This window comes from Pseudomonas sp. LBUM1674, from assembly GCF_059695635.1.
The window spans coordinates 1661160-1686968 of the sequence record NZ_CP166779.1 but is presented as its reverse complement, the minus strand read 5'-3'; the positions used below and the strand labels follow the sequence as shown (position 1 = coordinate 1686968).

The 25809-nt window shown below is 60.5% G+C and carries 31 protein-coding genes; 14 read left to right on the top strand and 17 right to left on the bottom strand.

Features of this window, described 5'->3' with window-relative positions:
- Window positions 1-20 precede the first annotated feature (20 nt).
- Window positions 21-242: a DUF1127 domain-containing protein gene (locus ACA067_RS07875; RefSeq protein ID WP_497461275.1), complete on the bottom strand. Its 222-nt coding sequence runs from the start codon at window positions 240-242 to the stop codon at window positions 21-23.
- Window positions 243-337: 95 nt separating this feature from the next.
- Here ACA067_RS07875 and ACA067_RS07870 point away from each other — a divergent pair, with 95 nt between their 5' ends.
- Window positions 338-1192, top strand: a complete 855-nt coding sequence (locus ACA067_RS07870; protein WP_150765860.1) for a LysR substrate-binding domain-containing protein — start codon at window positions 338-340, stop codon at window positions 1190-1192.
- Here ACA067_RS07870 and ACA067_RS07865 read toward each other — a convergent pair.
- Window positions 1182-1916 (bottom strand): sulfite exporter TauE/SafE family protein, encoded by a 735-nt coding sequence (locus ACA067_RS07865; protein ID WP_497462745.1) that lies wholly within the window; start codon window positions 1914-1916, stop codon window positions 1182-1184. The genes ACA067_RS07870 and ACA067_RS07865 overlap by 11 nt on opposite strands.
- A 124-nt stretch (window positions 1917-2040) precedes the next feature.
- On the opposite strand from ACA067_RS07865, the gene ACA067_RS07860 reads away from it, so the two are divergent.
- From ACA067_RS07860 to ACA067_RS07850, 3 genes are all read left to right on the top strand, one after another.
- Window positions 2041-2997, top strand: coding sequence for a LysR family transcriptional regulator (locus tag ACA067_RS07860; protein WP_497461274.1), 957 nt, complete (start codon window positions 2041-2043; stop codon window positions 2995-2997).
- An 85-nt stretch (window positions 2998-3082) separates the two neighbouring features.
- Window positions 3083-3544: a MarR family winged helix-turn-helix transcriptional regulator gene (locus ACA067_RS07855; protein ID WP_497461273.1), complete on the top strand. Its 462-nt coding sequence runs from the start codon at window positions 3083-3085 to the stop codon at window positions 3542-3544.
- A gap of 349 nt (window positions 3545-3893) precedes the next feature.
- Entirely contained in the window at window positions 3894-4313 is a 420-nt protein-coding gene (locus tag ACA067_RS07850) for an organic hydroperoxide resistance protein (protein WP_497461272.1), read from the top strand.
- A gap of 76 nt (window positions 4314-4389) precedes the next feature.
- Here the strand turns inward: ACA067_RS07850 and ACA067_RS07845 are convergent, their stop codons facing one another.
- Window positions 4390-4959 carry an elongation factor P gene (locus ACA067_RS07845; protein ID WP_007943632.1) on the bottom strand — a complete coding sequence of 190 codons (570 nt, stop codon included), beginning with the start codon at window positions 4957-4959 and terminating at the stop codon, window positions 4390-4392.
- Window positions 4960-5007: 48 nt separating this feature from the next.
- A complete protein-coding gene (gene earP, locus ACA067_RS07840; protein ID WP_497461271.1) occupies window positions 5008-6150 on the bottom strand; it encodes an elongation factor P maturation arginine rhamnosyltransferase EarP in 1143 nt (380 codons plus the stop codon).
- Between the two features lie 124 nt (window positions 6151-6274).
- Between earP and ACA067_RS07835 the strand changes: the two genes are divergently transcribed.
- Together ACA067_RS07835 and ACA067_RS07830 are read left to right on the top strand one after the other, a co-directional pair.
- Window positions 6275-6685 carry a hypothetical protein gene (locus ACA067_RS07835; RefSeq protein WP_497461270.1) on the top strand — a complete coding sequence of 137 codons (411 nt, stop codon included), beginning with the start codon at window positions 6275-6277 and terminating at the stop codon, window positions 6683-6685.
- A gap of 2 nt (window positions 6686-6687) precedes the next feature.
- Window positions 6688-7170 (top strand): GreA/GreB family elongation factor, encoded by a 483-nt coding sequence (locus ACA067_RS07830; protein WP_497461269.1) that lies wholly within the window; start codon window positions 6688-6690, stop codon window positions 7168-7170.
- Window positions 7171-7176: 6 nt separating this feature from the next.
- On the opposite strand, the gene cysB is transcribed toward ACA067_RS07830, so the two are convergent.
- The 5 genes from cysB to ACA067_RS07805 all read right to left on the bottom strand — a co-directional run bounded on the left by cysB (window position 7177) and on the right by ACA067_RS07805 (window position 11135).
- Entirely contained in the window at window positions 7177-8151 is a 975-nt protein-coding gene (cysB, locus tag ACA067_RS07825; RefSeq protein ID WP_064676591.1) for an HTH-type transcriptional regulator CysB, read from the bottom strand.
- Between the two features lie 113 nt (window positions 8152-8264).
- Entirely contained in the window at window positions 8265-8768 is a 504-nt protein-coding gene (locus ACA067_RS07820; protein ID WP_497461268.1) for a universal stress protein, read from the bottom strand.
- A 94-nt stretch (window positions 8769-8862) separates the two neighbouring features.
- Window positions 8863-9768, bottom strand: coding sequence for a 5'-nucleotidase (locus tag ACA067_RS07815; protein ID WP_497461267.1), 906 nt, complete (start codon window positions 9766-9768; stop codon window positions 8863-8865).
- Between the two features lie 27 nt (window positions 9769-9795).
- Window positions 9796-10752: a putative 2-dehydropantoate 2-reductase gene (locus ACA067_RS07810; RefSeq protein ID WP_497461266.1), complete on the bottom strand. Its 957-nt coding sequence runs from the start codon at window positions 10750-10752 to the stop codon at window positions 9796-9798.
- Entirely contained in the window at window positions 10749-11135 is a 387-nt protein-coding gene (locus ACA067_RS07805) for a YbbN family protein (RefSeq protein WP_497461265.1), read from the bottom strand. Before ACA067_RS07805 ends, ACA067_RS07810 begins: the two co-directional genes overlap by 4 nt.
- On the opposite strand from ACA067_RS07805, the gene ACA067_RS07800 reads away from it, so the two are divergent.
- Window positions 11134-11577 (top strand): PilZ domain-containing protein, encoded by a 444-nt coding sequence (locus ACA067_RS07800; RefSeq protein WP_497461264.1) that lies wholly within the window; start codon window positions 11134-11136, stop codon window positions 11575-11577. The genes ACA067_RS07805 and ACA067_RS07800 overlap by 2 nt on opposite strands.
- Window positions 11578-11746: 169 nt before the next feature.
- The gene (locus ACA067_RS07795; protein ID WP_497461263.1) at window positions 11747-12823 is read left to right on the top strand and encodes a 3-deoxy-7-phosphoheptulonate synthase; all 1077 of its coding nucleotides are present in this window, start codon (window positions 11747-11749) and stop codon (window positions 12821-12823) included.
- A 74-nt stretch (window positions 12824-12897) separates the two neighbouring features.
- Here ACA067_RS07795 and ACA067_RS07790 read toward each other — a convergent pair whose 3' ends face one another.
- Window positions 12898-13185 carry a GNAT family N-acetyltransferase gene (locus ACA067_RS07790; RefSeq protein ID WP_008057026.1) on the bottom strand — a complete coding sequence of 96 codons (288 nt, stop codon included), beginning with the start codon at window positions 13183-13185 and terminating at the stop codon, window positions 12898-12900.
- A gap of 635 nt (window positions 13186-13820) precedes the next feature.
- Here ACA067_RS07790 and oprI point away from each other — a divergent pair.
- Window positions 13821-14072 carry an outer membrane lipoprotei OprI gene (gene oprI, locus ACA067_RS07785; RefSeq protein WP_003172710.1) on the top strand — a complete coding sequence of 84 codons (252 nt, stop codon included), beginning with the start codon at window positions 13821-13823 and terminating at the stop codon, window positions 14070-14072.
- Window positions 14073-14192: 120 nt separating this feature from the next.
- Here the strand turns inward: oprI and ACA067_RS07780 are convergent, their stop codons facing one another.
- The 3 genes from ACA067_RS07780 to ACA067_RS07770 all read right to left on the bottom strand — a co-directional run bounded on the left by ACA067_RS07780 (window position 14193) and on the right by ACA067_RS07770 (window position 16308).
- Window positions 14193-15164 (bottom strand): L,D-transpeptidase family protein, encoded by a 972-nt coding sequence (locus ACA067_RS07780; RefSeq protein ID WP_497461262.1) that lies wholly within the window; start codon window positions 15162-15164, stop codon window positions 14193-14195.
- A 188-nt stretch (window positions 15165-15352) separates the two neighbouring features.
- Window positions 15353-15646 carry a hypothetical protein gene (locus ACA067_RS07775; protein WP_003226812.1) on the bottom strand — a complete coding sequence of 98 codons (294 nt, stop codon included), beginning with the start codon at window positions 15644-15646 and terminating at the stop codon, window positions 15353-15355.
- A gap of 56 nt (window positions 15647-15702) precedes the next feature.
- Complete coding sequence (locus tag ACA067_RS07770; protein WP_128871800.1) at window positions 15703-16308, bottom strand: arylesterase; 606 nt, start codon at window positions 16306-16308, stop codon at window positions 15703-15705.
- A gap of 10 nt (window positions 16309-16318) precedes the next feature.
- On the opposite strand from ACA067_RS07770, the gene ACA067_RS07765 reads away from it, so the two are divergent.
- Genes ACA067_RS07765 through greB form a run of 3 tightly spaced genes read left to right on the top strand, consistent with a single transcriptional unit; the run spans window position 16319 to window position 20038 of the window.
- Entirely contained in the window at window positions 16319-17002 is a 684-nt protein-coding gene (locus ACA067_RS07765) for an ABC transporter ATP-binding protein (protein ID WP_497461261.1), read from the top strand.
- Window positions 17002-19506 carry an ABC transporter permease gene (locus ACA067_RS07760; protein WP_497461260.1) on the top strand — a complete coding sequence of 835 codons (2505 nt, stop codon included), beginning with the start codon at window positions 17002-17004 and terminating at the stop codon, window positions 19504-19506. The genes ACA067_RS07765 and ACA067_RS07760 overlap by 1 nt, the downstream gene beginning before the upstream one ends.
- 34 nt (window positions 19507-19540) lie before the next feature.
- Window positions 19541-20038 (top strand): transcription elongation factor GreB, encoded by a 498-nt coding sequence (greB, locus tag ACA067_RS07755; RefSeq protein ID WP_497461259.1) that lies wholly within the window; start codon window positions 19541-19543, stop codon window positions 20036-20038.
- An 18-nt stretch (window positions 20039-20056) separates the two neighbouring features.
- Here the strand turns inward: greB and ACA067_RS07750 are convergent, their stop codons facing one another.
- Window positions 20057-20365, bottom strand: a complete 309-nt coding sequence (locus tag ACA067_RS07750) for a class I SAM-dependent methyltransferase (protein ID WP_128871797.1) — start codon at window positions 20363-20365, stop codon at window positions 20057-20059.
- Window positions 20366-20961: 596 nt separating this feature from the next.
- Between ACA067_RS07750 and ACA067_RS07745 the strand changes: the two genes are divergently transcribed.
- Complete coding sequence (locus ACA067_RS07745; protein WP_497461258.1) at window positions 20962-21216, top strand: hypothetical protein; 255 nt, start codon at window positions 20962-20964, stop codon at window positions 21214-21216.
- Between the two features lie 122 nt (window positions 21217-21338).
- On the opposite strand, the gene ACA067_RS07740 is transcribed toward ACA067_RS07745, so the two are convergent.
- Entirely contained in the window at window positions 21339-21773 is a 435-nt protein-coding gene (locus tag ACA067_RS07740; RefSeq protein ID WP_497461257.1) for a DoxX family protein, read from the bottom strand.
- A gap of 105 nt (window positions 21774-21878) precedes the next feature.
- Window positions 21879-23300: an MltF family protein gene (locus ACA067_RS07735; RefSeq protein WP_497461256.1), complete on the bottom strand. Its 1422-nt coding sequence runs from the start codon at window positions 23298-23300 to the stop codon at window positions 21879-21881.
- A gap of 229 nt (window positions 23301-23529) precedes the next feature.
- On the opposite strand from ACA067_RS07735, the gene ACA067_RS07730 reads away from it, so the two are divergent.
- Window positions 23530-24336 carry a TatD family hydrolase gene (locus ACA067_RS07730; RefSeq protein ID WP_497461255.1) on the top strand — a complete coding sequence of 269 codons (807 nt, stop codon included), beginning with the start codon at window positions 23530-23532 and terminating at the stop codon, window positions 24334-24336.
- An 84-nt stretch (window positions 24337-24420) separates the two neighbouring features.
- Here the strand turns inward: ACA067_RS07730 and ACA067_RS07725 are convergent, their stop codons facing one another.
- On the bottom strand, window positions 24421-25650 hold the full coding sequence (locus ACA067_RS07725) for an acyl-CoA dehydrogenase (protein ID WP_497461254.1): 1230 nt from the start codon (window positions 25648-25650) through the stop codon (window positions 24421-24423).
- Window positions 25651-25809: the final 159 nt, after the last annotated feature.

Genomic DNA, 25809 nt, shown 5'->3' with positions numbered 1-25809 from the left:
TTTCCCGCAGAGCGTTCAGCTTATTTTCCATTGCTCAGGGGGTCTTGCCAGAAGTGTCGTTCGGCTTCCTGTGCGACATCTGCACGGGTCAGGCCGATATCCTTCAGCGCTTCATCGCTCATACCCGCCAACATTTCACGTTCGCGGTGCAGTTCGTACCAGCGATTGATCTTGTGCAGCAGGTCGGTCACCAGGTGGATGGAGTGTTTTTCAACCGTGATAAAACCGTTTTGACCTTTCATCGTGTTGCCCTCCGTTTGGATGGCTCAAGTGTCGCGCCGGAGCTAAGATCAATCCAACGAATGTTTCTGATGCAACACATCTCGGAGATTGATGAATGTCCGCCTACCCGAGTATCGACACCGAAGTGCTGCGCACCTTTGTCGCCATCGCCGACCAGGGCGGTTTCACCCGCGCCGGCGAACAGGTCAACCGCACCCAGTCCGCCGTGAGCATGCAGATGAAGCGACTGGAAGAGGACGTGCTGCAGCGCCAATTATTCCAGCGCGACGGACGGCAGGTACGGCTGACAGCTGAAGGCCAGGTGCTGCTGGGTTACGCCCGGCGCATCCTCAAGCTGCACAGCGAGGTGTTCAATACCTTGCGCGAGCCGCATATGGTCGGCATGGTGCGCATCGGCACGCCGGACGATTACGTCATGCGTTTTCTGCCGGGGATCCTGCGCCGGTTTGCCCAGTCCTATCCGCTGATCCAGATCGAGGTGCACTGCGAATCGTCAAAACAACTGCTGCTGCGTCAGGACCTGGACTTGTCCATCGTCACCCGGGAACCGGGCAACGAAATCGGCCAGTTGCTGCGCAAGGAGCGGTTTGTCTGGGCCGAAGCGCAGTGCTACAGCGTTCATGAGCAGACGCCGTTGCCGCTGGCGATGTTCAACAGTGACTGTTTCTGCAGGCTGTGGGCCTGCAATGCGCTGGACGCCATGGGCCGCGATTACCGCGTCGCCTACAACAGTTCCAGCCTGTCGGCGATCATGGCGGTAGTCAGCGCCGGCCTGGCCATCACCGCGCAACTGGAAAGCCTGATCACACCCGACATGCGCATCCTGGGGGACGCCGAGGACCTTCCGGTTTTGCCGGAGGCGAGCATCATGCTGGTGCGCAACCTGCACAACCCGTCGCCGATCACCGAGTGCCTGGCCGAGCACATTGTCGAAGGCTTCAAACTTTAAAGGCGAGCATCACCGCGCACAGCACCAGGAAACCGCAGAACAGCCCGCGTAACAGCCGCTCCGGCAAGGCGTGGGCGACCTTCACTCCCCAACTGATGCTCAGCAGACCGCCGACCGCCAAGGGCACGCCGATCGCCCAATCCACCTCATGGTGTACCGCGTAAGTCACCAAGGTGACGCTGGTACTCGGCAATGCCAGCGCCAGTGACAACCCCTGCGCAACCACCTGGCTGGTGCCGAAGACGCTGGTCAGCACCGGCGTCGCCACCACTGCCGCGCCCACGCCAAACAACCCGCCCATGCTGCCCGACGCCGCACCGAGCACACCCAGCCACCGTGGCGAATGGTGCATCTGCGCCGAAGGTGGCGAGTGGGTCGTGAACATTCGCACGAGGTTGTAGGCCGTCAGGGCAACCAGGAAGGCGACAAAAGCGATACGCATGGTTTGCGCATCGATGCCCACGGCCCAGATCGAACCGATCCAGGCAAAACAGAAGCCCATCGACGCCAGCGGCACGGCATGGCGCATCTCGATACGGTTGCGCTGGTGATAACGCCACAGCGCCAGCATGACATTCGGCACGACCATCACCAGCGCCGTGCCCTGGGCGATCTGCTGATCGAGACCGAACAGCACGCCCAGCAGCGGAATCGCGATCAGACCGCCGCCGATGCCGAACAATCCACCGAGGGTCCCCAAGGCAGCGCCAAACACCAGATACATCAAAAACTCAATCACTTGCCCATTCCCTCACGTCAGTCCGTTCATCCTACGCAGTCAGCTCTGGTAGGGAAACGCACAGCAACGCACAATGGCTATGCCAAATTCGCACAAGCGCAGACCAAGCATGAACCCCAATCAATTGACCGGGCAATTGGGCCTGTTCCTCGACGTACTGGAAACCGGCAGTTTTTCCGCCGCGTCCCGCCGTCATCCACTGACTCCTTCGGCTGTGGCGCGGCGGATCGACAGCCTGGAAAATGCGGTCGGCAGCCAGTTGTTCATACGCAGCACCCACGCAGTGCGCGCAACGCCGGCAGGATTGGCCTTTGCCGAGCGTGCGCGACGAATTGTGGCGGAATTGCAGTTGGCCCGGGCGGAAGCGGTATCCCTCAGCAGTGCGCCGGAGGGGCTGATCCGGATGGATGCGCCGGCAGCGTTCGGTCGGCTGCACCTGGCGCCGGTGATCGCCGATTTTCTGCTGCTCTACCCCGGCCTCGACGTGCAACTGCATCTGATCGAGAGTTTTGTCGACATGCAGGGCTTGAACCTGGGCAAGGTCGATCTGGTTCTGCGCGCCGGACAAATGGCCGATACCCGGCTCGTGGCTACGCCGCTGGCAAGCATGGTGCGTATCGCCTGCGCCAGCCCTGACTATTTGCAGCGACGGGGTGTACTGACCGATCCAGCGCAACTGGCCGAACATGATGGCCTTGACTGGGAGGGCCTGGCTCCGCCCTTTGCCTGGCGCTTCGAACGCGACGGGCAACTGCACCTGCACCGCCCTGGACGTATCCGCCTGAGCGCCAATAACGCCGAGGCGCTGCTATGCGGCGCATTGGCCGGGCTGGGTGTCGCGCACTTGCCGACCTGGCTGACCAGCGAACACTTGTTGCGCGGCGAACTGCTGCCGCTGTTCTGCGAGAACGGCCTGCCGCCTCCGGAGACGACCGGCATTTATGCCCTGCGCCTGGAGCGACAAGCCGATTCACGCAGTCGCTTGTTGCTGGAATACCTCAAGACCCGCTTCAGCCCTGTTCCGCCTTGGGATTTGGCGCTGCAAAACAGCCTTGAGCGCCACTGACTCATAGAACCCTTGCACCCTAATTATCTGGCGCGTTAAAGATTCGCCCGCTAGATTTGTCACGATCACTGAACAAGGCTTCGAAATGACCACCAAGCGCAACACCCCGGATAACTGCGACGAACTGCTGCTGGATAATCAGGCTTGCTTCGCCCTGCATTCCACTTCGTTGCTGATGACCAAAGTCTACAAGCCGTTGTTGCAGGCATTGGGCCTGACCTATCCGCAATACCTGGCGATGATGGTGTTGTGGGAACGGGACGGTCTGACCGTAGGCGAAATCAGCACGCGACTGCTGACGGATCCCGGCTCGCTGACGCCGCTGCTCAAACGCCTGGAAGTCGAAGGTTTGCTCAGCCGCACCCGCAGTCGTGAGGATGAGCGGGTGGTGATCGTTGAACTCACCGAGCAAGGCCGTGCCTTGCGGGACAAGGCGCGTGATGTTCCCCGGTGCATTCTCGGCGCAAGCGGGATGACGCTGGAGCGACTGCAGAAACTGCAAGCCGAGTTGCAAGCGCTGCGCAGCAATCTGCAAGACAGCCTCTGATTTCAAGAACACCATCGATCCCTTGTGGGAGCGGGCTTGCCCGCGATGGCGGTGTGACATTCAGCATTGAGGCGACTGTTACACCGCCATCGCGGGCAAGCCCGCTCCCACAGTTGATGGTGGTGTCCTCCCAACCCCGTTTCACATCCTCGCCTCAAAAAACCTGCCGTGCGCAAACTCCCACGAAACCGCTCTAGCCAGACCTTTCTGACCAAATACCAAAATCCCACCTAAAATTTTTCCGACATTTATCTTGCGCGCTAAATATTTGCGCGATACATTCACTTCGCACTTACTTAGCGCGCAAACATTTAGCGCAAACAACCAAATCCCGAACGAGGCTCTCACCATGCAAACCCTCTACACCGCAATCGCAACCTCCACCGGTGGCCGTGACGGTCGTGCGGTTTCCAGCGACAACATCCTCGACGTCAAACTCGCCACGCCCAAGGAACTCGGCGGTGCCGGCGGCGCAGCGACCAATCCTGAGCAACTGTTCGCAGCCGGCTATTCCGCCTGCTTTATCGGCGCGCTGAAATTCGTCGCCAGCCAGACCAAACGCAATGTCCCGAATGACGCCTCAATCACTGCTCATGTCGGCATCGGCCAGATCCCTGGTGGTTTCGGGCTGGACATCGACCTGCACATCAGCCTGCCGGGTCTTGAACAGGCCGATGCGCAAAGCCTCGTCGACGCGGCCCACCAGGTCTGCCCGTACTCCAACGCCACCCGTGGCAATGTCGATGTGCGCTTGCACGTGACGGTTTAAGCGCAATAAAGCAAAGATCTTCGGCCACAAAAAAGCCCGACTCAATGGTCGGGCTTTTTCATTCCTGAAGCGGTGCTTATTTGGCACGGCCTTTGTAGGAACCGCCTTCGCGGGTATCGATCTCGATCATGTCGCCGATTTCGATGAAGTCAGCAACCGACAGTTCGGTACCGTTCTTCAGTTTGGCAGGCTTCATCACCTTGCCGGAAGTGTCGCCGCGAGCGGAGCCTTCGGTGTAGTCAACCTGACGCACGATGGTGGTCGGCAGCTCTACGGAAACCAGGCGCTCTTCGAAGAAGATCGCTTCGCAGACGTCGGTCATGCCTTCTTCAACGAAAGGCAGAACGGCTTCGATGTCTTCAGCGTTCAGCTCGTACATGGTGTAGTCGGTGGTGTCCATGAACGTGTAGGTGTCGCCGCTGATGAAGGACAGTGTCGCTTCCTTGCGGTCGAGGATTACGTCGTCCAGTTTGTCGTCGGCGCTGTAAACGATCTCGGTCTTGTAACCGGTCAACAGGTTTTTCAGCTTGGTCTTCATGATCGCGCTGTTACGACCGGACTTGGTGAATTCAGCTTTCTGAACCAGCCAAGGATCGTTTTCGAGACGGATCACGGTACCGGGTTTCAGTTCTTTACCAGTTTTCATTGCGAATATCCGAATTTGGATGGGATTTACATAAATCTAGGCCGCGTATCATATCCAATTTACATAAAACTGTACCAGCGCTGCGGCAAGATCAGCCTGCAAGGCCTGTTCCAGACACCACGCGTCGGCATGTTTTTGCAGTTCGGGCCAATGTTTGCGGGTCGATTGCCAGTGATCGCCCATTGTCTCACCCGCGTTCCACGCCCGCCAGAGACCGCTGATCGCCTCGCTGGCGGGCGGCGAAAGGCCTTTCACGTAGCGTTCGAGGAAGGCTTCGAGCTTGTCCAGGTGGACATCTTCTTCCTGCTGATAGATGTGCCAGAGCAGTGGCCGCGCCGCCCATTGGGCCCGGACAAAGGAATCTTCGCCACGCACGGCGTTGAAATCGCAACTCCACAGCAGCAGGTCATACTGGTCCTGTCGGACGAACGGCAGGACTTGCACGGTCAGGGCGTCGCGCACATGCACGGCCCCAGCCGCCAACCCGTTCACACCCAGCCAGTGTTCGAGATCACCGAGAATCCGCCCTTCGGGTACCAGCAGATGCGTGGGTGTCGAATCACCGGCCATCGCATCGAGCCAGCTCGCCAGGCCGCTATTTTCATAGGCAAACAGCGAGATCAGCAGCGCGCCTTCTGCACGATCAATCCCCAGGCCTTGCAGGAATGCTCGCTGAGCCTGGGGACTTTGCTGAAACTGCCGACGCCGCTCCAGCAATCCGTTTTCACGCAGCAAGCCACCGGTGCCCTTCTGGAACCCGGGGAAGAAAAAGAACTTCTGCACGTGCTTGTACTTCACCGACGGCAGGCCATGGCAGCCGACGACCCAGTCCTCGGCACTCAGGTAGTCGAGATTCATCCAGAGGGGGGGCTTTTCCCGCTCGGCCATGGCGTCCATGTAAGCACTCGGCAACTGACAGGCGAACGCGGCAATCACCACATCGGCGGCTTCGGTGGGTTGCCAGTCGGCCGGCCACTTACAGACCTCGACGCCCAGCTGCCACTGCTGTGAAGCGTTAACGTCGATGTCCGGGCACAAGCGCTCGAAGGCCCGTAGATCGTCAATCCACAAACGAACCGTCACCGAATGTTCGGCCACCAGCTGTCGGGCCAGGCGCCAGGTCACACCGATGTCGCCAAAGTTGTCGACCACGGTGCAAAAAATATCCCAGCGGGTGTTCAGTTCAGGCATTCCAGGCTCCCGTTGGCAAAGGCGCCGATTGTCCGCATAAATTACCCCGTACAGAAGACCCGACGGCGATTAATCTTCATGCGACAATCGCCACTTGCCCGCGACCACCCGCCAGGAGGCAACCATGCCCTACCGTCCCGACCCGCGCCGGTCGTTGCCGATCCAGCTCAATGCAGTGCAGCTGAGTGCCAGCATCGCCTTTGGCCTGTGGTTGGGATTCATTGCAATCGCGCTGACAGCCTGGCTCGCCGCTCGCCTGTTGTTCAGCGAGCAACTGGCGCCCGTCGCGGCAGCGCTCGAGCAACTGGCCAAACCGCCGGTGGTGGCGCAACCGGTGCCGGATAGTCCACCTCAGAGTCCGCTGTTCGACCAATACGAAGAGAACCTGCGCCGGAACGAGCAGCAGCAACGGCTGGATCAGGCGCGCAGCAGCCAGCGCAATCTGGCCAATCCGAAATGCCAGTTCTGGCTGCAACAGGACCGCACCGCACCCAGCGAAAAAAGCCGGGCCAATGTCATGCAATTCTGCGACTGACCATGAATAAACACACAGTTCACCAACTGATTCTCGACAAGTTGCGGATCGATCTCGACATCGCCGAGCGAGCCGCGCAAACCGCTTACGAAACCGCGACCCACGAAGAGAACATCGCCGAAAACAAGTACGACACCCTGGGCCTGGAGGCGTCTTACCTGGCGGCGGGACAGGCTAAACGGGTAGAAGAAATCAAACACTCACTGACGCTGTGTCAGAACCTGATGCTGCGCCCTTACGACAACCAGCGCGGCATCGAAGTCGGCGCCCTGCTCGGCCTGGAGGACGAGAAGGGTCGCGAGCAATGGCTGTTCCTGGCCCCCGATGCGGCCGGCTTGAAGATCGATCTGGTGGGGCAGCTGATCACCGTCATCACCCCGCGCTCGCCACTGGGCAAAAGCCTGCTGGGCAAGTTCGACGGGGACGAGGTGGAGATTCTGGTGGCGGGCACCCGGCAACAATTTGCTGTCACCGAGGTGATCTGAAGGACATCAATGGACCGGCAGTTCGACCCCGTCGAACAGTTCTTCCAGTTCCTGCTTGTTGTGGCACTGGATGGCCTTGGCCATGACTTCGCGGGTCAGGTGCGGGGCGAACTTCTCGATGAAGTCGCACATGAAGCCACGCAGGAAGGTGCCGCGACGGAAACCGATCTTGGTGATGCTGGATTCGAACAGTTCGCTGGCATCGAGCACCACCAGGTCACTGTCGAGTTTGGTATCGACCGCCATTTTCGCCACGATACCCACGCCCAGGCCCAGACGCACGTAGGTCTTGATCACGTCGGCGTCGGCCGCGGTGAACACCACTTTCGGCGTCAGGCCGCGATGGCTGAAGGCTTCGTCGAGCTTCGAACGACCGGTAAAACCGAACACGTAAGTCACGATCGGGTATTCAGCCAAGGCTTCGAGGGTCAACTTCGACAGCTTGGTCAGTGGGTGGCCGTGCGGCACGACCACGCAGCGGTTCCAGCGATAGCACGGCATCATCACCAGGTCGCCGAACAGCTCGAGCGCTTCGGTGGCGATGGCAAAATCCACGGTGCCGTCAGCGGCCATTTCGGCGATCTGCATCGGCGACCCCTGGTGCATGTGCAGGGCAACGTCCGGGTATTGCTTGATGAAATTGCTGATCACCGGCGGCAATGCATAACGTGCCTGGGTGTGGGTGGTGGCGATCGACAGGGTGCCCTTCTTCTCGTTGGAGAATTCCTGGGCGATCTGCTTGATGCTTTCAACCTTGCGCAGGATCTCGCCGGCGGTGGTGATGATGCGCTCGCCGGCCGGTGTGACGCGGGTCAGGTGCTTGCCGCTGCGGGCGAAAACCTCGACACCCAACTCGTCTTCCAATAGACGGATCTGCTTGCTGATGCCCGGCTGCGAGGTGTAGAGACTTTGGGCCGTAGCGGAGACGTTGAGGTCGTGGTGCGCCACTTCCCAGATGTAGCGCAGTTGTTGAAGCTTCATATCAATCCCTCAAAGCAGGTAGACGCCACGGGCATCAGCGACGGTATATAACTATATTAAAGGTTTGAATAATAAATCTAGAACTTTTTTGTCAAACTGCCATTATTCGTATTCTAGCGATCCCCCTGGCGCCGACGTTCCACCCGCGGCACCAGATAGACCGGCACCCGGGACAATTGCAGCACCCGCGCCGCGGTCCTGCCCAGAGGCGTTTCCGCACCAGCCCCATGGCTATGACTACCTACGATCAACAAATCCACGGAGAGTTTCTGCGCCTGGTCGAGAATCACCTGCGACGGATCGCCCTGCAGCACCCGCACCGCTTTGATCCGTTCCAGGTCCTGCTCACCGTCCTCCCCCAGTTCTTCACGAAAGCTGTCGAGTACCCGCCGCTCGATATTGGCAATCACCGTATTCAAGCCCTGACTGTGAAACTCGTTCAGCGCCTGCTCATCGAGGTAACTCTGAAGCACCGACTCGGCGAACAATCCCATCGGCTCGACGGCGTGAACCACGTAGAGGTCGGCGTTGAATGTTTTCGCCAGCGCCAAGGCATGCTGCATCACCAAAGGCGCGTACAGGCCGAGGTCAGTGGCATATAGCATCGAACGAATCATATGACCTCCTCGAGTGCCAACATGGCGGGGATTGATTCAGCTTAGCAGTGCCTTGGCGAGTGCGACGTGCCGTGCAACACCTTGAAGCGCGGGCTTAAACCTTTTGCTCGTTGCTTATGCCGTGGGGCACATGACCGGTGGCGACCACCTCCCGGGCCAGCTCGCAGTGGCCGGCCTGATCGTCGAAAAACACGTCGGCGGCAAAGGCTTCGAGAAACGCCGACTTGGTCAGGCCGCCGAGGAACAACGACTCGTCCAGACGAATGTCCCACTCGCGCAAGGTGCGGATCACCCGTTCATGCGCCGGCGCCGAACGCGCCGTCACCAGGGCCGTACGAATCGGACAGGCGTCGTCGGGGAACTCGCGCTGCAACAGGTTGAGGGCTGCCAGGAAGCCTTTGAAGGGTCCTCCGCGCAAAGGCTCGCGGGCCGCTTCACGCTCGCTGGCCTGAAAGGCTTCCAGGCCCCCGGACTGATAGACGCGCTCCGACTCATCGGAAAACAGCACCGCATCACCGTCGAAGGCAATCCGCAACTCATCGCTGGCGGCACGACTGGCGCCGCCCGACAAAATGGTCGCCGCGGCGAACCCGGCCTCCAGCGCGCTGCGCACGTCTTCGGCATGGGTCGAGAGAAACAGGTCGCAGCCAAAGGCTTTGAGGTAAGGATAAGGACTGCGCCCACCGACAAATGCCGCCCGGGAAATCGCCAGGCCATAGTGGTGGATCGAATTGAACACCCGTAGGCCGGTGTCGGCACTGTTGCGCGACACCAGGATCACCTCGACCCGGGCGCGGCCCAGGTGGGCATTGAGGTTGAGGAGTTTCTGCACCAGCGGGAATGCATCGCCGGGCTCGAGGATTTCGTCTTCATGTTCGATCTGATACTGGCGATAGGCCTCAACGCCGCTCGACAGGTAGACCTTGTGGCTTTCGCTCAGGTCGAACAGCGCTCGCGAGGAAATCGCCAGCACCAGTTTGTCATCGATAGTCTTGGCCATGCCCCCTTCCCCCTCTGGTTGATCGACTCAAGCGTTGCGTCGATCGATAAAACTCAAACTGCGATACAAGGCTTCGATACGCGGCATTTCGCAGCCTGCCGCCTTGGCCGCCGCCAGGGGCCGGGCGTAAATCGCGGCCAGCTCCAGCGGTCGTTTGTGCAGGAAGTCGTGGTACATGCTCGGCCAGTAGTCGGGCATCTGCTCGGTCACCGCGAACAGGTGCTCGGCATAACCGGCAGGTATCTCGTGACCGCAGGCGGTTGCGCCCTGGACCACTTCGGCCATCAGGGCCTTGATCAGTTCCCGGCTGTCGGCATCGGCCATCAAGGGCGTGGTGCTGGCCCCGAGCAGCACCGACAGGCCGTTGTAAGGGATATTCCATACCAGTTTTTGCCAGCGCGCCTGGTGCAGGTTCGCCATGGTTTGGGAGTCGATGCCGGAGGCGCGGAACAGCCCGGCACACTCCTCGAGGATGACCCTGCGCGTCGGTTCATCGACGGCGGGACCACTGTGGTAACCGACATGCACCGCGCCGAGCGCCTGATGGGTGATGACCCCGGGCCCGGCGCGATGGACGCAGATATAGCAGAGACCGCCAAGCACATGCAGGGAATCGGGAAGCAGCGCGCGCAAGCTGTCTTCGACATCCAGGCCGTTCTGCAGCAACAGCACCTTGGCATTCGGCGCCGCGGCGTGGATGATCGCCGGGGCCAGGTCCGCATTGCCGGTGGTCTTCGCCCCCACCAGCAACCAGTCGCAGGGCGGCATGTCTTCGGCCGTCGAATAGGCCTGAACCGGATGCAACGCCAGGGCGCCATGCACCGCACTGTCGAGTTGCAACCCGCGTTCGGCCACCGCCGTAAATTCACTGCGCAACAGAAAGTGCACATCGAAACCGGCTCGCGCCAGCATCACGCCGTAGAAACCGCCGATCGCGCCGGTTCCGATGATACCGATTGTCGGTTTGGCAACTGCACCCGTCATGGCAACTCCTCTGCTGTTCTGGTCAACGCCTGACCTACGGCCACATTGAGTTCGGTACCGCTCAGGCGTGAATTCAGTGTCCCAAAAAACTCACCGTCGCGTACCACGAACAGCGCGGGCAAATGTAAGACCTGGTAACGCTCGACCAGCCCGCCATTGTTCCCGGCATCGATCCAGCACAGCCGATCCACGTCCAGCTCCAAGCGCGGCAGTCGCTCACGGGCAAACCGGCAACCGGCGCAACCGACACTGGTGAAAATCACCAGCGAAACACCGCTCATCGCCAGCAGCCGTTGGTCGGCGTCGAAATCAGTCAGTTCCAATTCGACCACTATACTGGTGGGAACAATGTCAGATGGCCGACACATGGAGTCCGTGCTCATGGGACGTTTTCTTCCTCATCCTGACGATGTACCCGTTGAATTGACGTTGCTCACACCCGAGTGTATTTCGCGGCAACAGCTGCACACTATCAGCCTCGGGGGCATGGCTTGCAATTACCACCGTGCGTGGCGTCACGGTACGGCGTTGGAAGTGCGCATGCCGAGCGTGAACCCGGACCTGCGTTACCTGGGTTATGTGGCCTGGTGCCTGCGACGCAAGCACGGCTATCTGGTGGGCATCGCTTTCGTTGACGAGCAGACTCTGTTCACGGCGCGAATGGGCGAGCAGGTGTGTCAGATCGAACGTTATTGCCGCATGCACGACACCCACACCGACTTGCACGATAACCAGGCACTGGCCCTCGAATGGGTCCAGGAGCACGCCGACGAGTTCTCCCATGACACGGTTCGCCGGGCATTTTCACAGCCGGTGATGGATTAGGGAGCGTTCTCGGTCAGTTTCCCGCCGCGTTGTCGCCGCAAACCGGTGTCTGCCCATTGTCGAGCCACGGTGTAACGCGCTAAGGTTCGGCTCCCCGACGCGCTTAATTTGCTGTGCTCCGCCGCGCGGGTTCGCTGGCGGCCGGCACCCGTGACCTGACGAGTAAACGATGGCTGATTTACCGATCAACGACCTAAACGTCGCCTCCAACGAGACGCTGATCACTCCTGATCAGCTCAAGCGTGATATCCCTCTGAGCGACGCTGCCCTGCGCACCGTCACCAAGGGTCGCGAAGTCATTCGCAACATTCTTGATGGCACCGATCACCGCCTGTTTGTCGTCATCGGGCCCTGCTCGATCCACGACATCAAGGCGGCCCACGAATACGCCGAGCGCCTGAAGGCACTCGCGGCCGAAGTGTCCGATACCCTGTATCTGGTCATGCGCGTGTATTTCGAGAAGCCACGTACCACCGTCGGCTGGAAAGGCTTGATCAATGATCCGTACCTGGACGACTCCTTCAAGATTCAGGACGGCCTGCACATCGGCCGGCAGTTGCTGCTGGACCTGGCCGAAATGGGCCTGCCGACTGCGACCGAAGCCCTCGACCCGATCTCCCCGCAGTACCTGCAGGACCTGATCAGCTGGTCGGCCATCGGTGCGCGCACCACCGAGTCCCAGACTCACCGTGAAATGGCGTCCGGCCTGTCCTCGGCGGTCGGTTTCAAGAATGGTACCGATGGTGGCCTGACCGTGGCGATCAACGCCCTGCAATCGGTTTCCAGCCCACACCGTTTCCTGGGCATCAACCAGGAAGGTGGCGTGTCGATCGTCACCACCAAGGGCAACGCCTACGGTCATGTGGTGTTGCGCGGTGGCAACGGCAAGCCGAACTACGATTCGGTCAGTGTCGCGCTCTGCGAGCAAGCGCTGAACAAGGCGAAGATCAAGCCGAACATCATGGTCGACTGCAGCCACGCCAACTCAAACAAGGACCCGGCCCTGCAACCGCTGGTGATGGAGAACGTCGCCAACCAGATCCTCGAAGGCAACCAGTCGATCATCGGGCTGATGGTCGAAAGTCATCTGAACTGGGGCTGCCAGTCGATCCCTAAAGACCTCGCCGACCTGCAATACGGCGTGTCGATCACCGATGCCTGCATCGACTGGACCGCCACCGAAACCACCTTGCGCAGCATGCATGCCAAACTCAAGGATGTGCTGCCGAAACGCGATCGCACCTGATCGCTTTTCCAGGCAAAAAAACCGCCAGACAAAAAAACGCCGGGCTGAGCCCGGCGTTTTTTTATGCGTTCGTTTTACTGGCTCAGCTTGGCCGCATGCCGCTGATGACGCTCCATGTAGCGCTCCACGTAGGAGCACGAAGGAATGACGGTGTAGCCCATTTCCTCGGCGTACTCCAGCGCCTTTTCGGTCAAGGCGGCCGCAATGCCGCGACCACGCAATGCATTGGGCACAAAGGTGCGATAGATATCCAGGGTCTGTTTCCCCAGATCCATATAGGTCAGGTAGGCACGATGACCGTCCACATTGGTCTCGAACTGATGACCAGCCTGGTCATGGTGGATGGACAACGCCTCGCTCATCACTACTCCTCGCGGGTCTTGGATTCTGACCCCTACCTTACCGATGTTTTTCCGGCGAAGGAACATCTACGCCACCCCGTGCCTGAATGGACACCGAGAAGAGCTGCACGATCTCGCGCAACCGGGCACGTACAAATAGTAGGCACCATTGGCAAAAATGCTCAAGGTACGCTCGTCATCATGCAGGTTGGCGGGTGCTGCTCCGGGTTGCGCAGGGACGGCTCGACCAGGTATTGCACCGGGTCGGAGCCCGAACATCGCCGGATATTGAGACATAAGACGAACGCCCCTCGTTAAAGTCACCTCAACTAGGAGAAAGATATGAGAGGCGTCACGCAAATCCCGAACAAAAGAGTAGACGCAATCATATAGACAGACTTTGGCCAAGCCCCGGGAAACAGCCGCGAACACGGGGAACTTTTTTACCCCGGCTCGCTCAGCTCGGGCCTCGCAGCTGGATATTTTTTAAACAATGCAGTTAAAAGTTGCTCGAAAAAGAATCAACGCCTACAATTTTTTTTGCTTCTTGCTACACGTCAGTTTACTTACTAGAAGTAATGGGTAGTATGTACGCCGGCCATTTCCTCACTCTGAGGAGACAGCTACTTACTAGAAAGTCCTTGAAGGGGAACACGATGAACAACGTTCTGAAATTCTCTGCTCTGGCGCTGGCCGCAGTTCTGGCTACCGGTTGCAGCAGTGTATCGAAAGAAACCGAAGCACGTCTGACTGCTACCGAAGACGCAGCTGCTCGCTCCCAGGCTCGTGCAGACGAAGCTTACCGTAAAGCTGATGAAGCTCTGGCTGCTGCTCAAAAAGCACAACAGACTGCTGACGAAGCTAACGAGCGTGCTCTGCGCATGCTGGAAAAAGCTAGCCGCAAGTAATAGTCCTTCGGGATTGTTATCAGGCCGACTCATTCATGGGTCGGCTTTTTTTTGCCCACTGTTTCGTACAGGCAAAAAAAACCGCCGATGCGGTCGGCATCGGCGGGTTCTTTTCAAGCGTTACTGCAGTGGATCGATCGGTGCACTCGTCATCATTGGCGCCGAGGCGTCCGGCACGCCGATTTCCACCGGCAGGCCATCTTCGGCAGCCACCACGTCGCGGACCACATCCCAGTTCATGCGCAGGTTGTTGGTGATGTCCTCACGCTTGAGCATCGCGTTGATCACGGCGGTGTGCTTGTCCACCACCGACGGGTTGCCCGCGTCGTCCAGCGGCGTGTGCGCTTCCAGATACACCTTGCCGCCACTGACGCCGAACTTGTAAGGATCGCTGAGGATGCGCACCGACGTGCCTACCGGCACCATGCCGGCCATTTCCAGCACGTTGTTGTTGAACATGCGGAAGCAACCGTGGCTGGTGCGCATGCCGATGCCGAACTTCTTGTTCGAACCATGGATCAGGTAGCCCGGTGTGCCCAGGGTGAACTTGAACGGCCCCAGCGGGTTGTCCGGGCCTGCCGGCACCACGTTTGGCAAGGGATCGCCATCGGCGGCGTGCTCGGCCTTGATCGACGCCGGAGGTGTCCAGGTCGGGTTCGGCGTCTTGGCGATGATGCTGGTGTGGGCAATCGGCGACCCCCAGCCTTCACGGCCGATACCCAGCGGGAAGGTGTAGACCACGTTCCGGTCTTTCGGGTAGTAATACAGGCGGTACTCGGCCAGGTTGATGACGATGCCTTCACGCGGGCCCGGGGGCAGGATGAAGCGCGTCGGCAGCACGATCTCGGTGCCGGCGCCCGGCAACCATGGATCGACCCCGGGGTTGGCCGCGACCATTTCCGAATAGCCCAGATCATAGGTGGTACCAAGGTCGGCGAAGGTGTCTTCGTACTTGGCCTTGATCACTTGCACCTGGCCGACGATGTCTTCACCGGGCGGTGGCAGGGGCAGCTCCAATGCGGCAACCGGACCTGCGACGCACAGGGCGGCAAGGGTCAGGCAGCGGGTGACGGCGGGAAAACGCGGCAACATCCGGAAAATCCTTCGCATGATCGACAAGGGTATAAAAACGGGATTGTACACTGGCGCCCGTTATTTCGGGGAGGCGCGACTGTTACAGGCGATGCAAGGCATGGGACGGGCTTGCTCGCGAAAGGTTCTGCCTCAACTATGTTTGGTACCTGGGATGCCGTCTTCGCCGGCTTGCCGGCGAAGGGGCCCTAAAGCTCGAACCGCAACTCAGGCCAGATCGGCGAGGTGCCGCGCTTTTGCGATTCCAGGATGGCCCGGCACAGCGAGCACAGGCGCTGATCCTGGAACACCCGGCGGTCGACGCTCGACCAGCGTGGCTGCGCCGGCAGCAGGCTGCCGCACAAGGTGCGGTCCGCCGAGCCGCCCAATTCCAGCTGACGGGTCACCAGATGTACCCGCACTTCCTGGCAGGCGAACAGATCCAGCTGTTCGTCAGGCTCGATCAGTTGGTAGGCAAAAAGTGACCAGGCGGGACGCGGCATCGGGGGCTCCAAATCGGGGGCGCCACCTTAGCCGAAACGCGACCGCTAGAAAAGCGTCAAAGCAGCGGTTTCAGTGCCGGCCAGACATTTTCCAGCAACTTGTCCTGCGCCCCTGCGGCCGGGTGCAAGCCGTCGGCCTGCATCAAGTCCGGATGACCGCCCACGCCGTCGAGAAAAAACGGTACCAGCGGGATTTTTTTCTCATCGGCCACTTTGGTATAAACCTCGGCGAAGGCTTTGGTGTAACGCTCACCGTAGTTGGGTGGCAATTGCATGCCAAGCAACAACACCTTGGCACCACTGGCGCGGGAACTGTCGATCATCGCCGCAAGGTTTTGTTGCAATTGCGTTGGCAGCATTCCGCGCAGCCCGTCATTGCCGCCCAATTCGAGGATCACCAGTTCCGGCTTATGCTCTGCAAGCAGCGCCGGCAGGCGCGCCTGGCCTCCGGCACTGGTGTCGCCGCTGATGGATGCGTTGATCACCTTATCGTCGAAACCTTCGCGCTTGAGCCGTTGCTCGAGCAGCGACACCCACCCCAAGCGGGTATCCAGTCCGAAACCGGCGCTGATACTATCGCCAACGATCAGGACTGTACCCGCCGCTGCGTTCTGGGCCATGCACATCAAGGCCAGGCCAGCACTCAAAAACCACACTCGCATCGGATTCTCCATGGGCGCAAGCATTCTCACCGCGAAGAACCTCAGCAAAGTGGTTTCCAGCGCGGAAGGTGAACTGACTATCCTGCACGAACTCAGCCTGGAACTGAACAAGGGCGACAGCCTGGCCATCGTCGGCGCCTCCGGTTCCGGCAAATCCACCCTCCTCGGCCTGCTGGCCGGGCTCGACCTGCCGAGCAGCGGCGAAGTCACCCTCGCCGGACAAGGCCTGAGCCAACTCGATGAAGACCAACGCGCACGCATCCGTGCCGAACATGTCGGTTTTGTCTTTCAATCATTCCAGCTGCTCGACAGTCTCAATGCCCTGGAAAACGTCATGCTGCCGCTGGAGCTCGACGGTCGCAAAGACGCCCGTGGGCGCGCTACCGAATTGCTGCAACGAGTCGGCCTGGGTCAACGCCTGAGCCACTCGCCACGCCAGCTCTCCGGTGGTGAACAGCAGCGTGTGGCCATTGCCCGCGCCTTCGCTGCGGAGCCCGATGTGCTGTTCGCCGATGAACCCACCGGCAACCTCGACAGCCATACCGGCGAGCGCATCAGCGACCTGCTGTTCGAACTCAACCAGGAACGCGGCACGACCCTGGTGCTGGTGACCCACGACGAACGCCTGGCACATCGCTGCCGGCGCCTGATCCGCCTTGAAGCCGGCCTGCTGGTCGCCCCTCTGGAGCCTTGATGGCACGCCTGCCGCTGTTGCGCCTGTTCAGCCTCGCCATCCGCCAACTGCTGCGCGACGCCCGCGCCGGTGAACTGCGGGTGTTGTTCTTCGCCCTGCTGGTGGCCGTGGCGTCGAGTACCGCCATCGGCTACTTCGGTGCCCGCCTGAACGGCGCCATGATGCTGCGCGCCACCGAATTCCTCGGCGCCGACCTGCTGCTCGAAGGCAGCTCGCCGGCGCGCCCCGAACAAATCAGGAGTGGCGTGGAGCTGGGCCTGGAACACGCGCAAGTGGTGGAGTTTTCCAGCGTCATTGCCACCGACAACGGCATCCAGCTCTCCAGTATCAAAGCCGCCGACGACATCTACCCGCTGCGCGGCGAACTGAAAAGTACCCCGGCGCCCTTCGCCGCGGAAGAATCCGGTGGCGGCCCGAAACCCGGTGAAGCCTGGGTCGAAGGACGCCTGCTGACCGCCCTGGACCTGAAAATCGGCGACAGCATCGACGTCGGTATGAAAACCCTGAAACTGGCGCGCGTGCTGACCTACGAACCCGACCGTGCCGGCAATTTCTACAGCCTCACGCCACGGGTGCTGATCAACCTCGACGACCTCGCGGCGACCGGCGTGGTGCAACCCGGCAGTCGGGTCAGCTACCGCGAACTCTGGCGCGGCAACGCCGAGGCACTGGAAACCTATCGGCAACTGATCAAGCCCGGGCTGGCCGCCAACCAGCGCATACAGGATGCCCGCGACGGCAACCGGCAGATCGGCGGCGCCCTGGGCAAGGCCGAGCGTTACTTGAACATGGCCAGTCTGGTAGCGGTGCTGCTAGCCGGTGTGGCGGTGGCGTTGTCGGCGACGCGCTTCGCTACGCGGCGATTCGATGCGAGCGCCTTGTTGCGCTGCCTGGGGCTGTCCCGTCGGGAAACCATGGTGCTGTTCAGTTTGCAGCTGACGGTGCTCGGACTCCTCGCCAGTATCAGCGGCGCCGTTATCGGCTGGCTGGCGCAGCTCGGCCTGTTCGCCTTGCTGCATGATCTGGTGCCGACCGATGTGCCGCCGGGCGGCCTGTTTCCGGGCATCGCCGGGATCGGCACCGGGCTGGTGGCGCTGGCCGGTTTTGCCTTGCCGCCGCTGGCTGCGCTGGGTCGGGTGCCACCCTTGCGGGTATTGCGGCGGGACATGCTGCCGATTCCCACCAGCACCTGGATGGTCTACGGCGCCGCGTTGGGCGCTCTCGGCCTGATCATGTGGCGCCTGAGCCTGGACTTGCTGCTGACCTTTGCCCTGCTCGGCGGTGGTGTGATCGCCGCGCTGGTGCTGGGCGGTTTGCTGTTGCTGCTGCTCAAGAGCCTGCGCCGAATGCTCGCGCGCGCGTCCTTGCCGTGGCGCCTCGGGTTGGGCCAATTGCTGCGCCATCCGCTGGCCGCCGCGGGTCAAGCCCTGGCCTTCGGTCTGATTCTGCTGTCCATGGCATTGATCGCCCTCTTGCGCGGCGAATTGCTGGACACCTGGCAGAACCAGTTGCCAAAAAACGCGCCGAACTATTTCGCGCTGAACATTCTGCCGGCGGACAAGCAGGCCTTCACCGACCGGTTGATCGAACTGTCGGCACAGTCGGCACCGTTGTACCCGGTGGTGCCGGGGCGACTGATCAGCATCAATGGCGAACCGGTGCAGGAAATCGTCAGCAAGGATTCGGCCGGTGATCGGGCGATCCAGCGCGACCTGAGCCTGACCTGGGCGGCGGACCTGCCGGCGGGCAACACACTCACTGCTGGCAACTGGTGGCCCGGACAAGCGCCAGATGAGATTCCCGGCGTGTCGGTGGAGGGCAAGGTCGCCGAGAGCCTGAAGCTCAAGCTGGGCGATCACATGGTGTTCACCGTCGGCGGGATGAATCGCGAAGCGAAAGTCACCAGCCTGCGAGACATCAACTGGGACAACTTTCAACCGAACTTCTTCATGATCTTCCAGCCTGGCACGTTGAAGGATTTGCCGGCGACCTACCTGACCAGTTTTTATCTGGCGGCCGGTCACGATCAGCAGATCGTCGACCTGTCCCGGTCCTTCCCGGCGGTGACGATTCTGCAAGTCGAAGCCTTGCTCGCGCAGTTGCGCAGCATCCTCGCCCAGGTCACCCTGGCGGTGGAGTACGTGCTGTTGTTCGTGTTGGCGGCGGGAATGGCGGTGTTGTTCTCCGGCCTGCAAGCGACCCTGGACGAACGCATTCGCCAGGGTGCCTTGTTGCGAGCGCTGGGGGCCGAGCGGCAGTTGCTGGTCAAGGCCCGACGTATCGAGTTCGGTTTGCTTGGCGCAGTCAGCGGCTTGTTGGCGGCGCTGGGCTCGGAACTGGTGAGCCTGGTGCTTTACCGCTACGCCTTCGACCTGCCCTGGCACCCACATCCGTGGCTGCTGGTGCTGCCGCTGATCGGCGCCGTGCTGATCGGTGGCGCCGGTGTCTTCGGTACTCGTCGTGCCTTGAACGCCAGCCCCCTGACAGTCTTGCGCGAGGGTTGATAGACTCAAGTCTTCTCCACCACAAGAAGTTGCCATGAGCCGTTATCGCCCTCCCCGCACCGCTGGCACCGCGCTGATCACCCCCGAGGGTGAAGCGCGGATGCGGGCCGAGTTCCATGAGCTCTGGCATGTGCGCCGCCCGCAGGTCACGCAGTCGGTCAGCGAGGCCGCGGCCCAGGGCGATCGCTCGGAGAACGCCGAGTACACCTACGGAAAAAAAATGCTGCGCGAGATCGACAGTCGCGTGCGCTTTCTCACCAAGCGGCTGGAAGCGCTCAAGGTGGTCAGCGAGAAGCCGAGCGACCCGAACAAGGTTTATTTTGGCGCCTGGGTCACCATTGAAGACGAGAACGGCAAAGAATCGCGTTATCGCATCGTCGGGCCGGATGAGCTTGATTTAAAGCAGGGGCTGATCAGCATCGACTCACCGCTGGCCCGCGCCCTGATCGGCAAGGCACTGGATGCGGAAGTTCGAGTCCAGACACCCACTGGCGAGCAGTGTGTGTATATCGTGGCGATCGACTATCCCTGAGTCGCAGCGCCATTAATCTCAGCGGCGGGTAATCAGCCCTTGTCGGGCAACACGGGTCAGTTGCCTGATCACTTCGGGGGCGTCTTCAATGCTGGGCGATTGAATCACCGCCAGATCAAAGCTGTCGCTGGCAAAGCGGGCCAGGGATTCACCGTCTTCGACAAACTGGATCAGGAAGGCTGCAGGTCCGCCGGTGCGACGTGGCCAGCCATCGAGATAGCGCAGGAGCGTCGGCTGATGTTTGCCACCCAGCAGGATTTTTGGATTGCGCTGGGTCAGATGGGCCGTGATCGGCGCGGGGCGTATAACAGGGCTTAGTGCATTCATCGTGTCGTGTCTCTGCCTCAAAAAGTCTGCATGGCAGGTGAGAGGCAACACCGAACCAGCGCTTTAGCGGTATTTCGAAGCTTGCTGCAAGCTTCTGTCGGCAACTGAATGAGTCACCTGGCGCCCCGCAAGTAGCTGTTTAAATCGGCGCATGAGCAGCATCCTAGAGAAGCTGACCGGAGGGTGTCAAGAATGACGCGCAACAAAAACGGGCTGCGCGATGGGGGTGTGGGAGTACATATCCGTTTCTTCGGTAACGGCGACTTAGGGTTTCGCCCTTACGGCGAGTCACTTGGAAGAGCCCCAAGTAACCAAGGGCTCTTGCCCCTTTCGTTCGGTGCCTCGCTAAGGCTCGGCATGCCCTCGCTCCGGTCCTGCTCCGTGGGCCCGCCGCGATCGGCCATCCCTGGCCGTGCGCGGCTAACCCGGCATCCATGCCGGGTTGCCCACTGCGCAGAACCTCCTCTCGGCCTCTCGAGGGGGCGGTGCATCAAGATCAAAAGCTGCAGGCGAGCTAACGCTCGGCCTGTTGAGTGGTGAAAAAGCGAAGGGGTACGCCGATCCATGTGGGAGCGAGCCTGCTCGCGAAGCTGTTGATGTTGAGGTTGCCGTTGCTGTTGCCGTTGCTGTTGCTGTTGCTGTTGCTGTTGCTGTTGCTGTTGCTGTTGCTGTTGCTGTTGCTGTTGCTGTTGCTTTGGCTTCAGATCTGCCGCCCCTTTCCCAGAGGCCGAACGCAGGCGTTGCGCAGGGGGCACCGCGGCAGGGATGCCGCGGTAGCCGCCCCCGGCCATGGATGGCCGATGGCGGCGGGCCCCCGGAGCAATGCCGGAGTGAGGGCATGCCGAGCCTAGGCGAGGCACCGAATGGCGGGGCAAAAGCCCTTGGTTACTTGGGGCTCTTCCAAGTGACTCGCTGTAAGAGCGAAACCGTCAGCGGCCGTTACCGCAGAAACGGATATGTACACGGAAAACGGTCAACCAGCGATAGCACGATCGACCGACAGCTTGCCCGCACCTTCGATCAACACCGCAATGCTGCCGCCAAGCAGCGCCAAAGCGAACTCATACCCGTTGTTGGCCATGAACAACCCATTGCCAATATGCACACTGAAAATCGCAACCAGCGAAAGGAAAGTCAGACCCAGAGCAGCCGGGCGTGCAAGCAAGCCGATGATCAATGCCAGGCCGCCGAAGAACTCGGTGCCGCCCGCCAGCGTCGCCATCACGTAGCCTGGTGTCAGACCGATGCTCTCCATGTACTGCGCCGTGCCCGCCAGACCATAACCACCAAACGCGCCAAACAGTTTCTGCGAACCGTGGGCCGCGAAGATGATGCCGACGAAAATCCGCAGGACAGTCAGGCCATAGCCGGCGCGGGTAAACAGTACCTTGTTGATCAGTGTGCTCATGCTGTGTCATCCATTCTGGGGTTGAGTAGTGGTTGGCCGCTATATTAATCAGTAAATATCATGTTAAAAGCGCAAAAAACCCGCCATAACAATCAGTTTATTCGATCATTTACGCAAGACAACCTTCTGTCCCCCGGGCTCCAACGACTCCCGCTCCCGATCGAACGCCAAGTAATACTTGTTCACGCTATTAACATAGCTGACGGCGCCCATTCCCACCTGCTCCATGGCGATGCGTTCCACCTGGAAGAACCACTGATTGGGATTCAAGCCCCGACGACGCGCCTCGGCACGCATGCCTTGCACGCGCTCCGGCCCCATGTTGTAGGCCGCCAGCACGAACGCCATGCGCTCGCGTTCGTTGAGTTTGGGGCTGGAAAAGAATTTGCGACGGATCAAGGCCAGGTACTTGGCCCCGGCCTGCACGTTAGCATCGAGGTTCTGAATATTGTTGACCCCCACCCGCTGGGCCGCGGAGGGGGTAATCTGCATCAGGCCGGTGGGGCCGCTGCCACTGCGGGCATTGGGTTGCAGGGACGACTCCTTGAACGCCAGCGCCGCCAGGTTCAGCCAGTCCATGCCTTGGGCATCCGCGTGTTTCTGCAGCACCGGTCGAAGTTTTTCCAGGCGCTGTCGATCCGCCTTGGCCAAGGGATAGTGCACTCGATACGAGCGTCGATAGGTCCGCAGGAACGCGACGTCCTGATCCGATGGTTTCTTGTAGCCGGTCAGGAAGCGATCGATGCTCGCGCGCAACATCGAAGCATCGCGGCGCACGAACCAGAACTCATCGCCCGGCTCGCTGATGAGCACCTGCCGATCAAAACGCAACTTGGGCAGGATCTTGCCCCAGCGCTCGGCAATCGGTTGTTCGACGATGGTCAGGTGAAAAATACCGCCCTGGACCATCTCCAGCACATCCTCGACCGCCAGGCTGGGATCGACCCACTCGATCTTCACCGGCGCCAACTTGTGCAGCGCCAGCTTCTGATTGATCTGACTGACCGCATCGCCAGCGGCACTGCCGGTGGGCAGCGCCAGGGTTTTGCCCGAAAGTTGTTCAAGACGGGTGTAGCGTCGCTCGCCCTTGATACCGACCAGCAGCAAGGGAACGTTGCTCGAAACCGGAGCACTGGTGCTGACGGCGTAGCCGGGCCGCAGATCGAGCAGTTCCCCGGGCGCCACCAGATCCCCCTCACCGCGCTGCAGCGCACCGAGCAATTGATCCTTGGCCTTGGGAATGATCTTGAGGGTGATTTCCTGACCGTCTCGGGCGTGACCGTTGAGGTATTGCTCGAAGGCACGCAGGCGATGGTATTCGACGCCGATGGACTGGCCCTGGACTTCGCCGGAGCTGTTGCGGCTCTGATTGACCAGCACCCTCAGCACCCGGCTGCTGCGGATGTCCGCCAGATCGCGGACCTTGGCTGCCGGCACGGCTTGCAATGGCCCGGCCAGGCGCGCAATCGCGGGCATCGGCAGCAGCAACGAACAACACAGCAGTAGCAAAACCGAGGGACGAATCATCCGCTCTCCGCGAAGAATACCGGGTCGATCGTTTTCATGAGATCGAGCGACAGAAACAGAGCGCCCTGAGCGCTGACAAGGTGCCGAAAACTGGCACAGTGATGGCACATTGACCAACCGGACCTGTCTCTCGGCCTCAAGAGACAGCAATAACCCGTTGTAGTTCTTGGTTTTTCTTATAAATCTGCAGCTCTGATATGCTTTCCGGCCTTTGGTCCGAGGTAGCACCATGCAACTCATCGATATCGGCGTCAACCTGACCAACCCCGGTTTTGCCGACAAACACCAGGCTGTACTCGACCGCGCCTACGCTGCCGGGGTCTGCCAATTGGTGCTCACCGGTACCAGTGTCGAGGGCAGCGAACAGGCGCTGGAGCTGTGTCGCCAGCTGGATGAAACGGCGCAACGGCTGTTCGCCACCGCCGGCATTCATCCGCACTCGGCCAGTGACTGGAACGCCGACAGCGCCCGGCAACTGCTCAGCTTGCTCAAGGAGCCGAATGTGGTGGCCGTGGGTGAATGCGGACTGGATTTCAATCGCGATTTCTCGCCGCGTCCGCAGCAGGAAAAAGTCCTCGAAGAGCACCTGGCGATGGCGGTCGAGCTACAAATGCCCGTATTCCTCCACGAGCGCGATGCCAGCCAGCGCTTGCTGGAGATCCTGCGTGATTACCGTGATCAGTTGCCCGCCGCGGTGGTGCATTGCTTCACCGGCGAAAAAAAGGCCCTGTTCAGCTACCTCGATCTGGATTTGCACATCGGCATCACCGGCTGGATTTGCGACGAGCGCCGGGGTACGCACCTGCATCCGCTGGTGAAGGAAATCAAGCGCGGGCGGTTGATGCTGGAGAGCGATGCGCCGTACCTGTTACCGCGCAGTTTGCGGCCCAAACCGAAAAACGGGCGTAACGAGCCTGCGTATCTCACCGAAGTGTTGCGCGAAGTGGCGCTGCATCGTGGGGAAAGCGAGGAAGACCTGGCGGCTCATAGCACTGCGTGTGCGCGGGCGTTCTATGGGCTGCCAATGGTCGACTGACAAACCATCGACTTTTGACGCAAAACCGACCTTGTGGGAGCGAGCAAGCTCGCCCCACACAGAATCCCTATTTGCTGACCGGTCTTAGTGACCGCTGCGCATCATTTCCTTGGGTACGTATTTGCCGATCTCGAACTTGCCGATCGCCGCGCGGTGCACTTCGTCCGGGCCATCGGCCAGGCGCAGGGTGCGTTGCATCGCATACATGTAGGCCAGCGGGAAATCGTTGGACACCCCTGCCCCGCCATGGATCTGGATCGCCCGGTCGATCACCCGCAAGGCGACGTTCGGCGCCACCACCTTGATCTGCGCGATTTCGCTCTTCGCAATCTTGTTGCCGACGGTGTCCATCATGTACGCGGCTTTCAATGTCAGCAGGCGCGCCATGTCGATCTCCATCCGCGAGTCGGCGATCTTGTCGATGTTACCGCCCAGACGTGCCAGGGGCTTTCCAAACGCTGTACGGTTCACCGAGCGCTTGCACATCAGTTCCAGCGCACGCTCAGCCATGCCGATCGAACGCATGCAGTGGTGAATCCGGCCAGGGCCAAGGCGACCCTGGGCGATTTCGAAGCCGCGTCCTTCACCCAACAGGACGTTTTCGTACGGCACCCGAACATCGTCGAACAGCACTTCGGCATGACCGTGAGGGGCATCGTCGTAACCAAACACCGGCAACGGGCGCACGATTTTCACCCCCGGGGTATCCACCGGTACCAGGATCATCGAGTGCTGGGCATGGCGCGGCGCATCCGGATTGCTCAGGCCCATGAAGATCAGAATCTTGCAGCGCGGATCGCAGGCACCCGAGGTCCACCATTTCTTGCCGTTGATCACCCACTCGTCGCCATCGCGCACGGCGCGGGCAGCCATGTTGGTGGCGTCAGATGAGGCCACGTCCGGTTCGGTCATGGCGAACGCCGAGCGAATCTCGCCGCGCAGCAACCGTTCGAGCCAGCGTTGCTTCTGTTCTTCGTTCGCGTAGCGCACCAGCACTTCCATGTTGCCAGTGTCCGGCGCGGAGCAGTTGAACGGTTCCGGCCCCAGCAGCGAACGGCCCATGATTTCCGCCAATGGCGCGTATTCCAGGTTGCTCAGGCCGGCGCCGAGTTCGGACTCGGGAAGAAACAAATTCCACAGCCCTTCAGCCTTGGCCTTGAGTTTTAGCTCCTCCATGATTGCCGTCGGCTGCCAGCGATCGCCCTCGGCGACCTGGCGCTCGAACACGGCTTCGGCAGGATAAACGTAGGAGTCCATGAACGCGGTCACGCGCTCACGCAGTTCTTGCACCTTGGGCGAATAAGCGAAATCCATGGGCAGCTCTACCTTTTGACAGGGGGTTCAGAGGAGTTGTTCAAGTCATGCAATCGATGCTAGAACAGCCATGAAAATTTACCTAGCCTATTCTCGGCGTGTATTAACATTCATCACCGATATATGATCGACTGATCGTCAAGGCCACCCAGCCCCTAT

What these genes read in the sequence shown, in the direction of transcription:
- ACA067_RS07875 (WP_497461275.1), bottom strand. Translation starts at nt 242, where the DNA reads ATGAAAGGTCAAAACGGTTTTATCACGGTTGAAAAACACTCCATCCAC.
- ACA067_RS07870 (WP_150765860.1), top strand. Translation starts at nt 338, where the DNA reads ATGTCCGCCTACCCGAGTATCGACACCGAAGTGCTGCGCACCTTTGTC.
- ACA067_RS07865 (WP_497462745.1), bottom strand. Translation starts at nt 1,916, where the DNA reads ATGTATCTGGTGTTTGGCGCTGCCTTGGGGACCCTCGGTGGATTGTTC.
- ACA067_RS07860 (WP_497461274.1), top strand. Translation starts at nt 2,041, where the DNA reads ATGAACCCCAATCAATTGACCGGGCAATTGGGCCTGTTCCTCGACGTA.
- ACA067_RS07855 (WP_497461273.1), top strand. Translation starts at nt 3,083, where the DNA reads ATGACCACCAAGCGCAACACCCCGGATAACTGCGACGAACTGCTGCTG.
- ACA067_RS07850 (WP_497461272.1), top strand. Translation starts at nt 3,894, where the DNA reads ATGCAAACCCTCTACACCGCAATCGCAACCTCCACCGGTGGCCGTGAC.
- ACA067_RS07845 (WP_007943632.1), bottom strand. Translation starts at nt 4,959, where the DNA reads ATGAAAACTGGTAAAGAACTGAAACCCGGTACCGTGATCCGTCTCGAA.
- earP (WP_497461271.1), bottom strand. Translation starts at nt 6,150, where the DNA reads ATGCCTGAACTGAACACCCGCTGGGATATTTTTTGCACCGTGGTCGAC.
- ACA067_RS07835 (WP_497461270.1), top strand. Translation starts at nt 6,275, where the DNA reads ATGCCCTACCGTCCCGACCCGCGCCGGTCGTTGCCGATCCAGCTCAAT.
- ACA067_RS07830 (WP_497461269.1), top strand. Translation starts at nt 6,688, where the DNA reads ATGAATAAACACACAGTTCACCAACTGATTCTCGACAAGTTGCGGATC.
- cysB (WP_064676591.1), bottom strand. Translation starts at nt 8,151, where the DNA reads ATGAAGCTTCAACAACTGCGCTACATCTGGGAAGTGGCGCACCACGAC.
- ACA067_RS07820 (WP_497461268.1), bottom strand. Translation starts at nt 8,768, where the DNA reads ATGATTCGTTCGATGCTATATGCCACTGACCTCGGCCTGTACGCGCCT.
- ACA067_RS07815 (WP_497461267.1), bottom strand. Translation starts at nt 9,768, where the DNA reads ATGGCCAAGACTATCGATGACAAACTGGTGCTGGCGATTTCCTCGCGA.
- ACA067_RS07810 (WP_497461266.1), bottom strand. Translation starts at nt 10,752, where the DNA reads ATGACGGGTGCAGTTGCCAAACCGACAATCGGTATCATCGGAACCGGC.
- ACA067_RS07800 (WP_497461264.1), top strand. Translation starts at nt 11,134, where the DNA reads ATGGGACGTTTTCTTCCTCATCCTGACGATGTACCCGTTGAATTGACG.
- ACA067_RS07805 (WP_497461265.1), bottom strand. Translation starts at nt 11,135, where the DNA reads ATGAGCACGGACTCCATGTGTCGGCCATCTGACATTGTTCCCACCAGT.
- ACA067_RS07795 (WP_497461263.1), top strand. Translation starts at nt 11,747, where the DNA reads ATGGCTGATTTACCGATCAACGACCTAAACGTCGCCTCCAACGAGACG.
- ACA067_RS07790 (WP_008057026.1), bottom strand. Translation starts at nt 13,185, where the DNA reads ATGAGCGAGGCGTTGTCCATCCACCATGACCAGGCTGGTCATCAGTTC.
- oprI (WP_003172710.1), top strand. Translation starts at nt 13,821, where the DNA reads ATGAACAACGTTCTGAAATTCTCTGCTCTGGCGCTGGCCGCAGTTCTG.
- ACA067_RS07780 (WP_497461262.1), bottom strand. Translation starts at nt 15,164, where the DNA reads ATGTTGCCGCGTTTTCCCGCCGTCACCCGCTGCCTGACCCTTGCCGCC.
- ACA067_RS07775 (WP_003226812.1), bottom strand. Translation starts at nt 15,646, where the DNA reads ATGCCGCGTCCCGCCTGGTCACTTTTTGCCTACCAACTGATCGAGCCT.
- ACA067_RS07770 (WP_128871800.1), bottom strand. Translation starts at nt 16,308, where the DNA reads ATGCGAGTGTGGTTTTTGAGTGCTGGCCTGGCCTTGATGTGCATGGCC.
- ACA067_RS07765 (WP_497461261.1), top strand. Translation starts at nt 16,319, where the DNA reads ATGGGCGCAAGCATTCTCACCGCGAAGAACCTCAGCAAAGTGGTTTCC.
- ACA067_RS07760 (WP_497461260.1), top strand. Translation starts at nt 17,002, where the DNA reads ATGGCACGCCTGCCGCTGTTGCGCCTGTTCAGCCTCGCCATCCGCCAA.
- greB (WP_497461259.1), top strand. Translation starts at nt 19,541, where the DNA reads ATGAGCCGTTATCGCCCTCCCCGCACCGCTGGCACCGCGCTGATCACC.
- ACA067_RS07750 (WP_128871797.1), bottom strand. Translation starts at nt 20,365, where the DNA reads ATGAATGCACTAAGCCCTGTTATACGCCCCGCGCCGATCACGGCCCAT.
- ACA067_RS07745 (WP_497461258.1), top strand. Translation starts at nt 20,962, where the DNA reads ATGTTGAGGTTGCCGTTGCTGTTGCCGTTGCTGTTGCTGTTGCTGTTG.
- ACA067_RS07740 (WP_497461257.1), bottom strand. Translation starts at nt 21,773, where the DNA reads ATGAGCACACTGATCAACAAGGTACTGTTTACCCGCGCCGGCTATGGC.
- ACA067_RS07735 (WP_497461256.1), bottom strand. Translation starts at nt 23,300, where the DNA reads ATGATTCGTCCCTCGGTTTTGCTACTGCTGTGTTGTTCGTTGCTGCTG.
- ACA067_RS07730 (WP_497461255.1), top strand. Translation starts at nt 23,530, where the DNA reads ATGCAACTCATCGATATCGGCGTCAACCTGACCAACCCCGGTTTTGCC.
- ACA067_RS07725 (WP_497461254.1), bottom strand. Translation starts at nt 25,650, where the DNA reads ATGGATTTCGCTTATTCGCCCAAGGTGCAAGAACTGCGTGAGCGCGTG.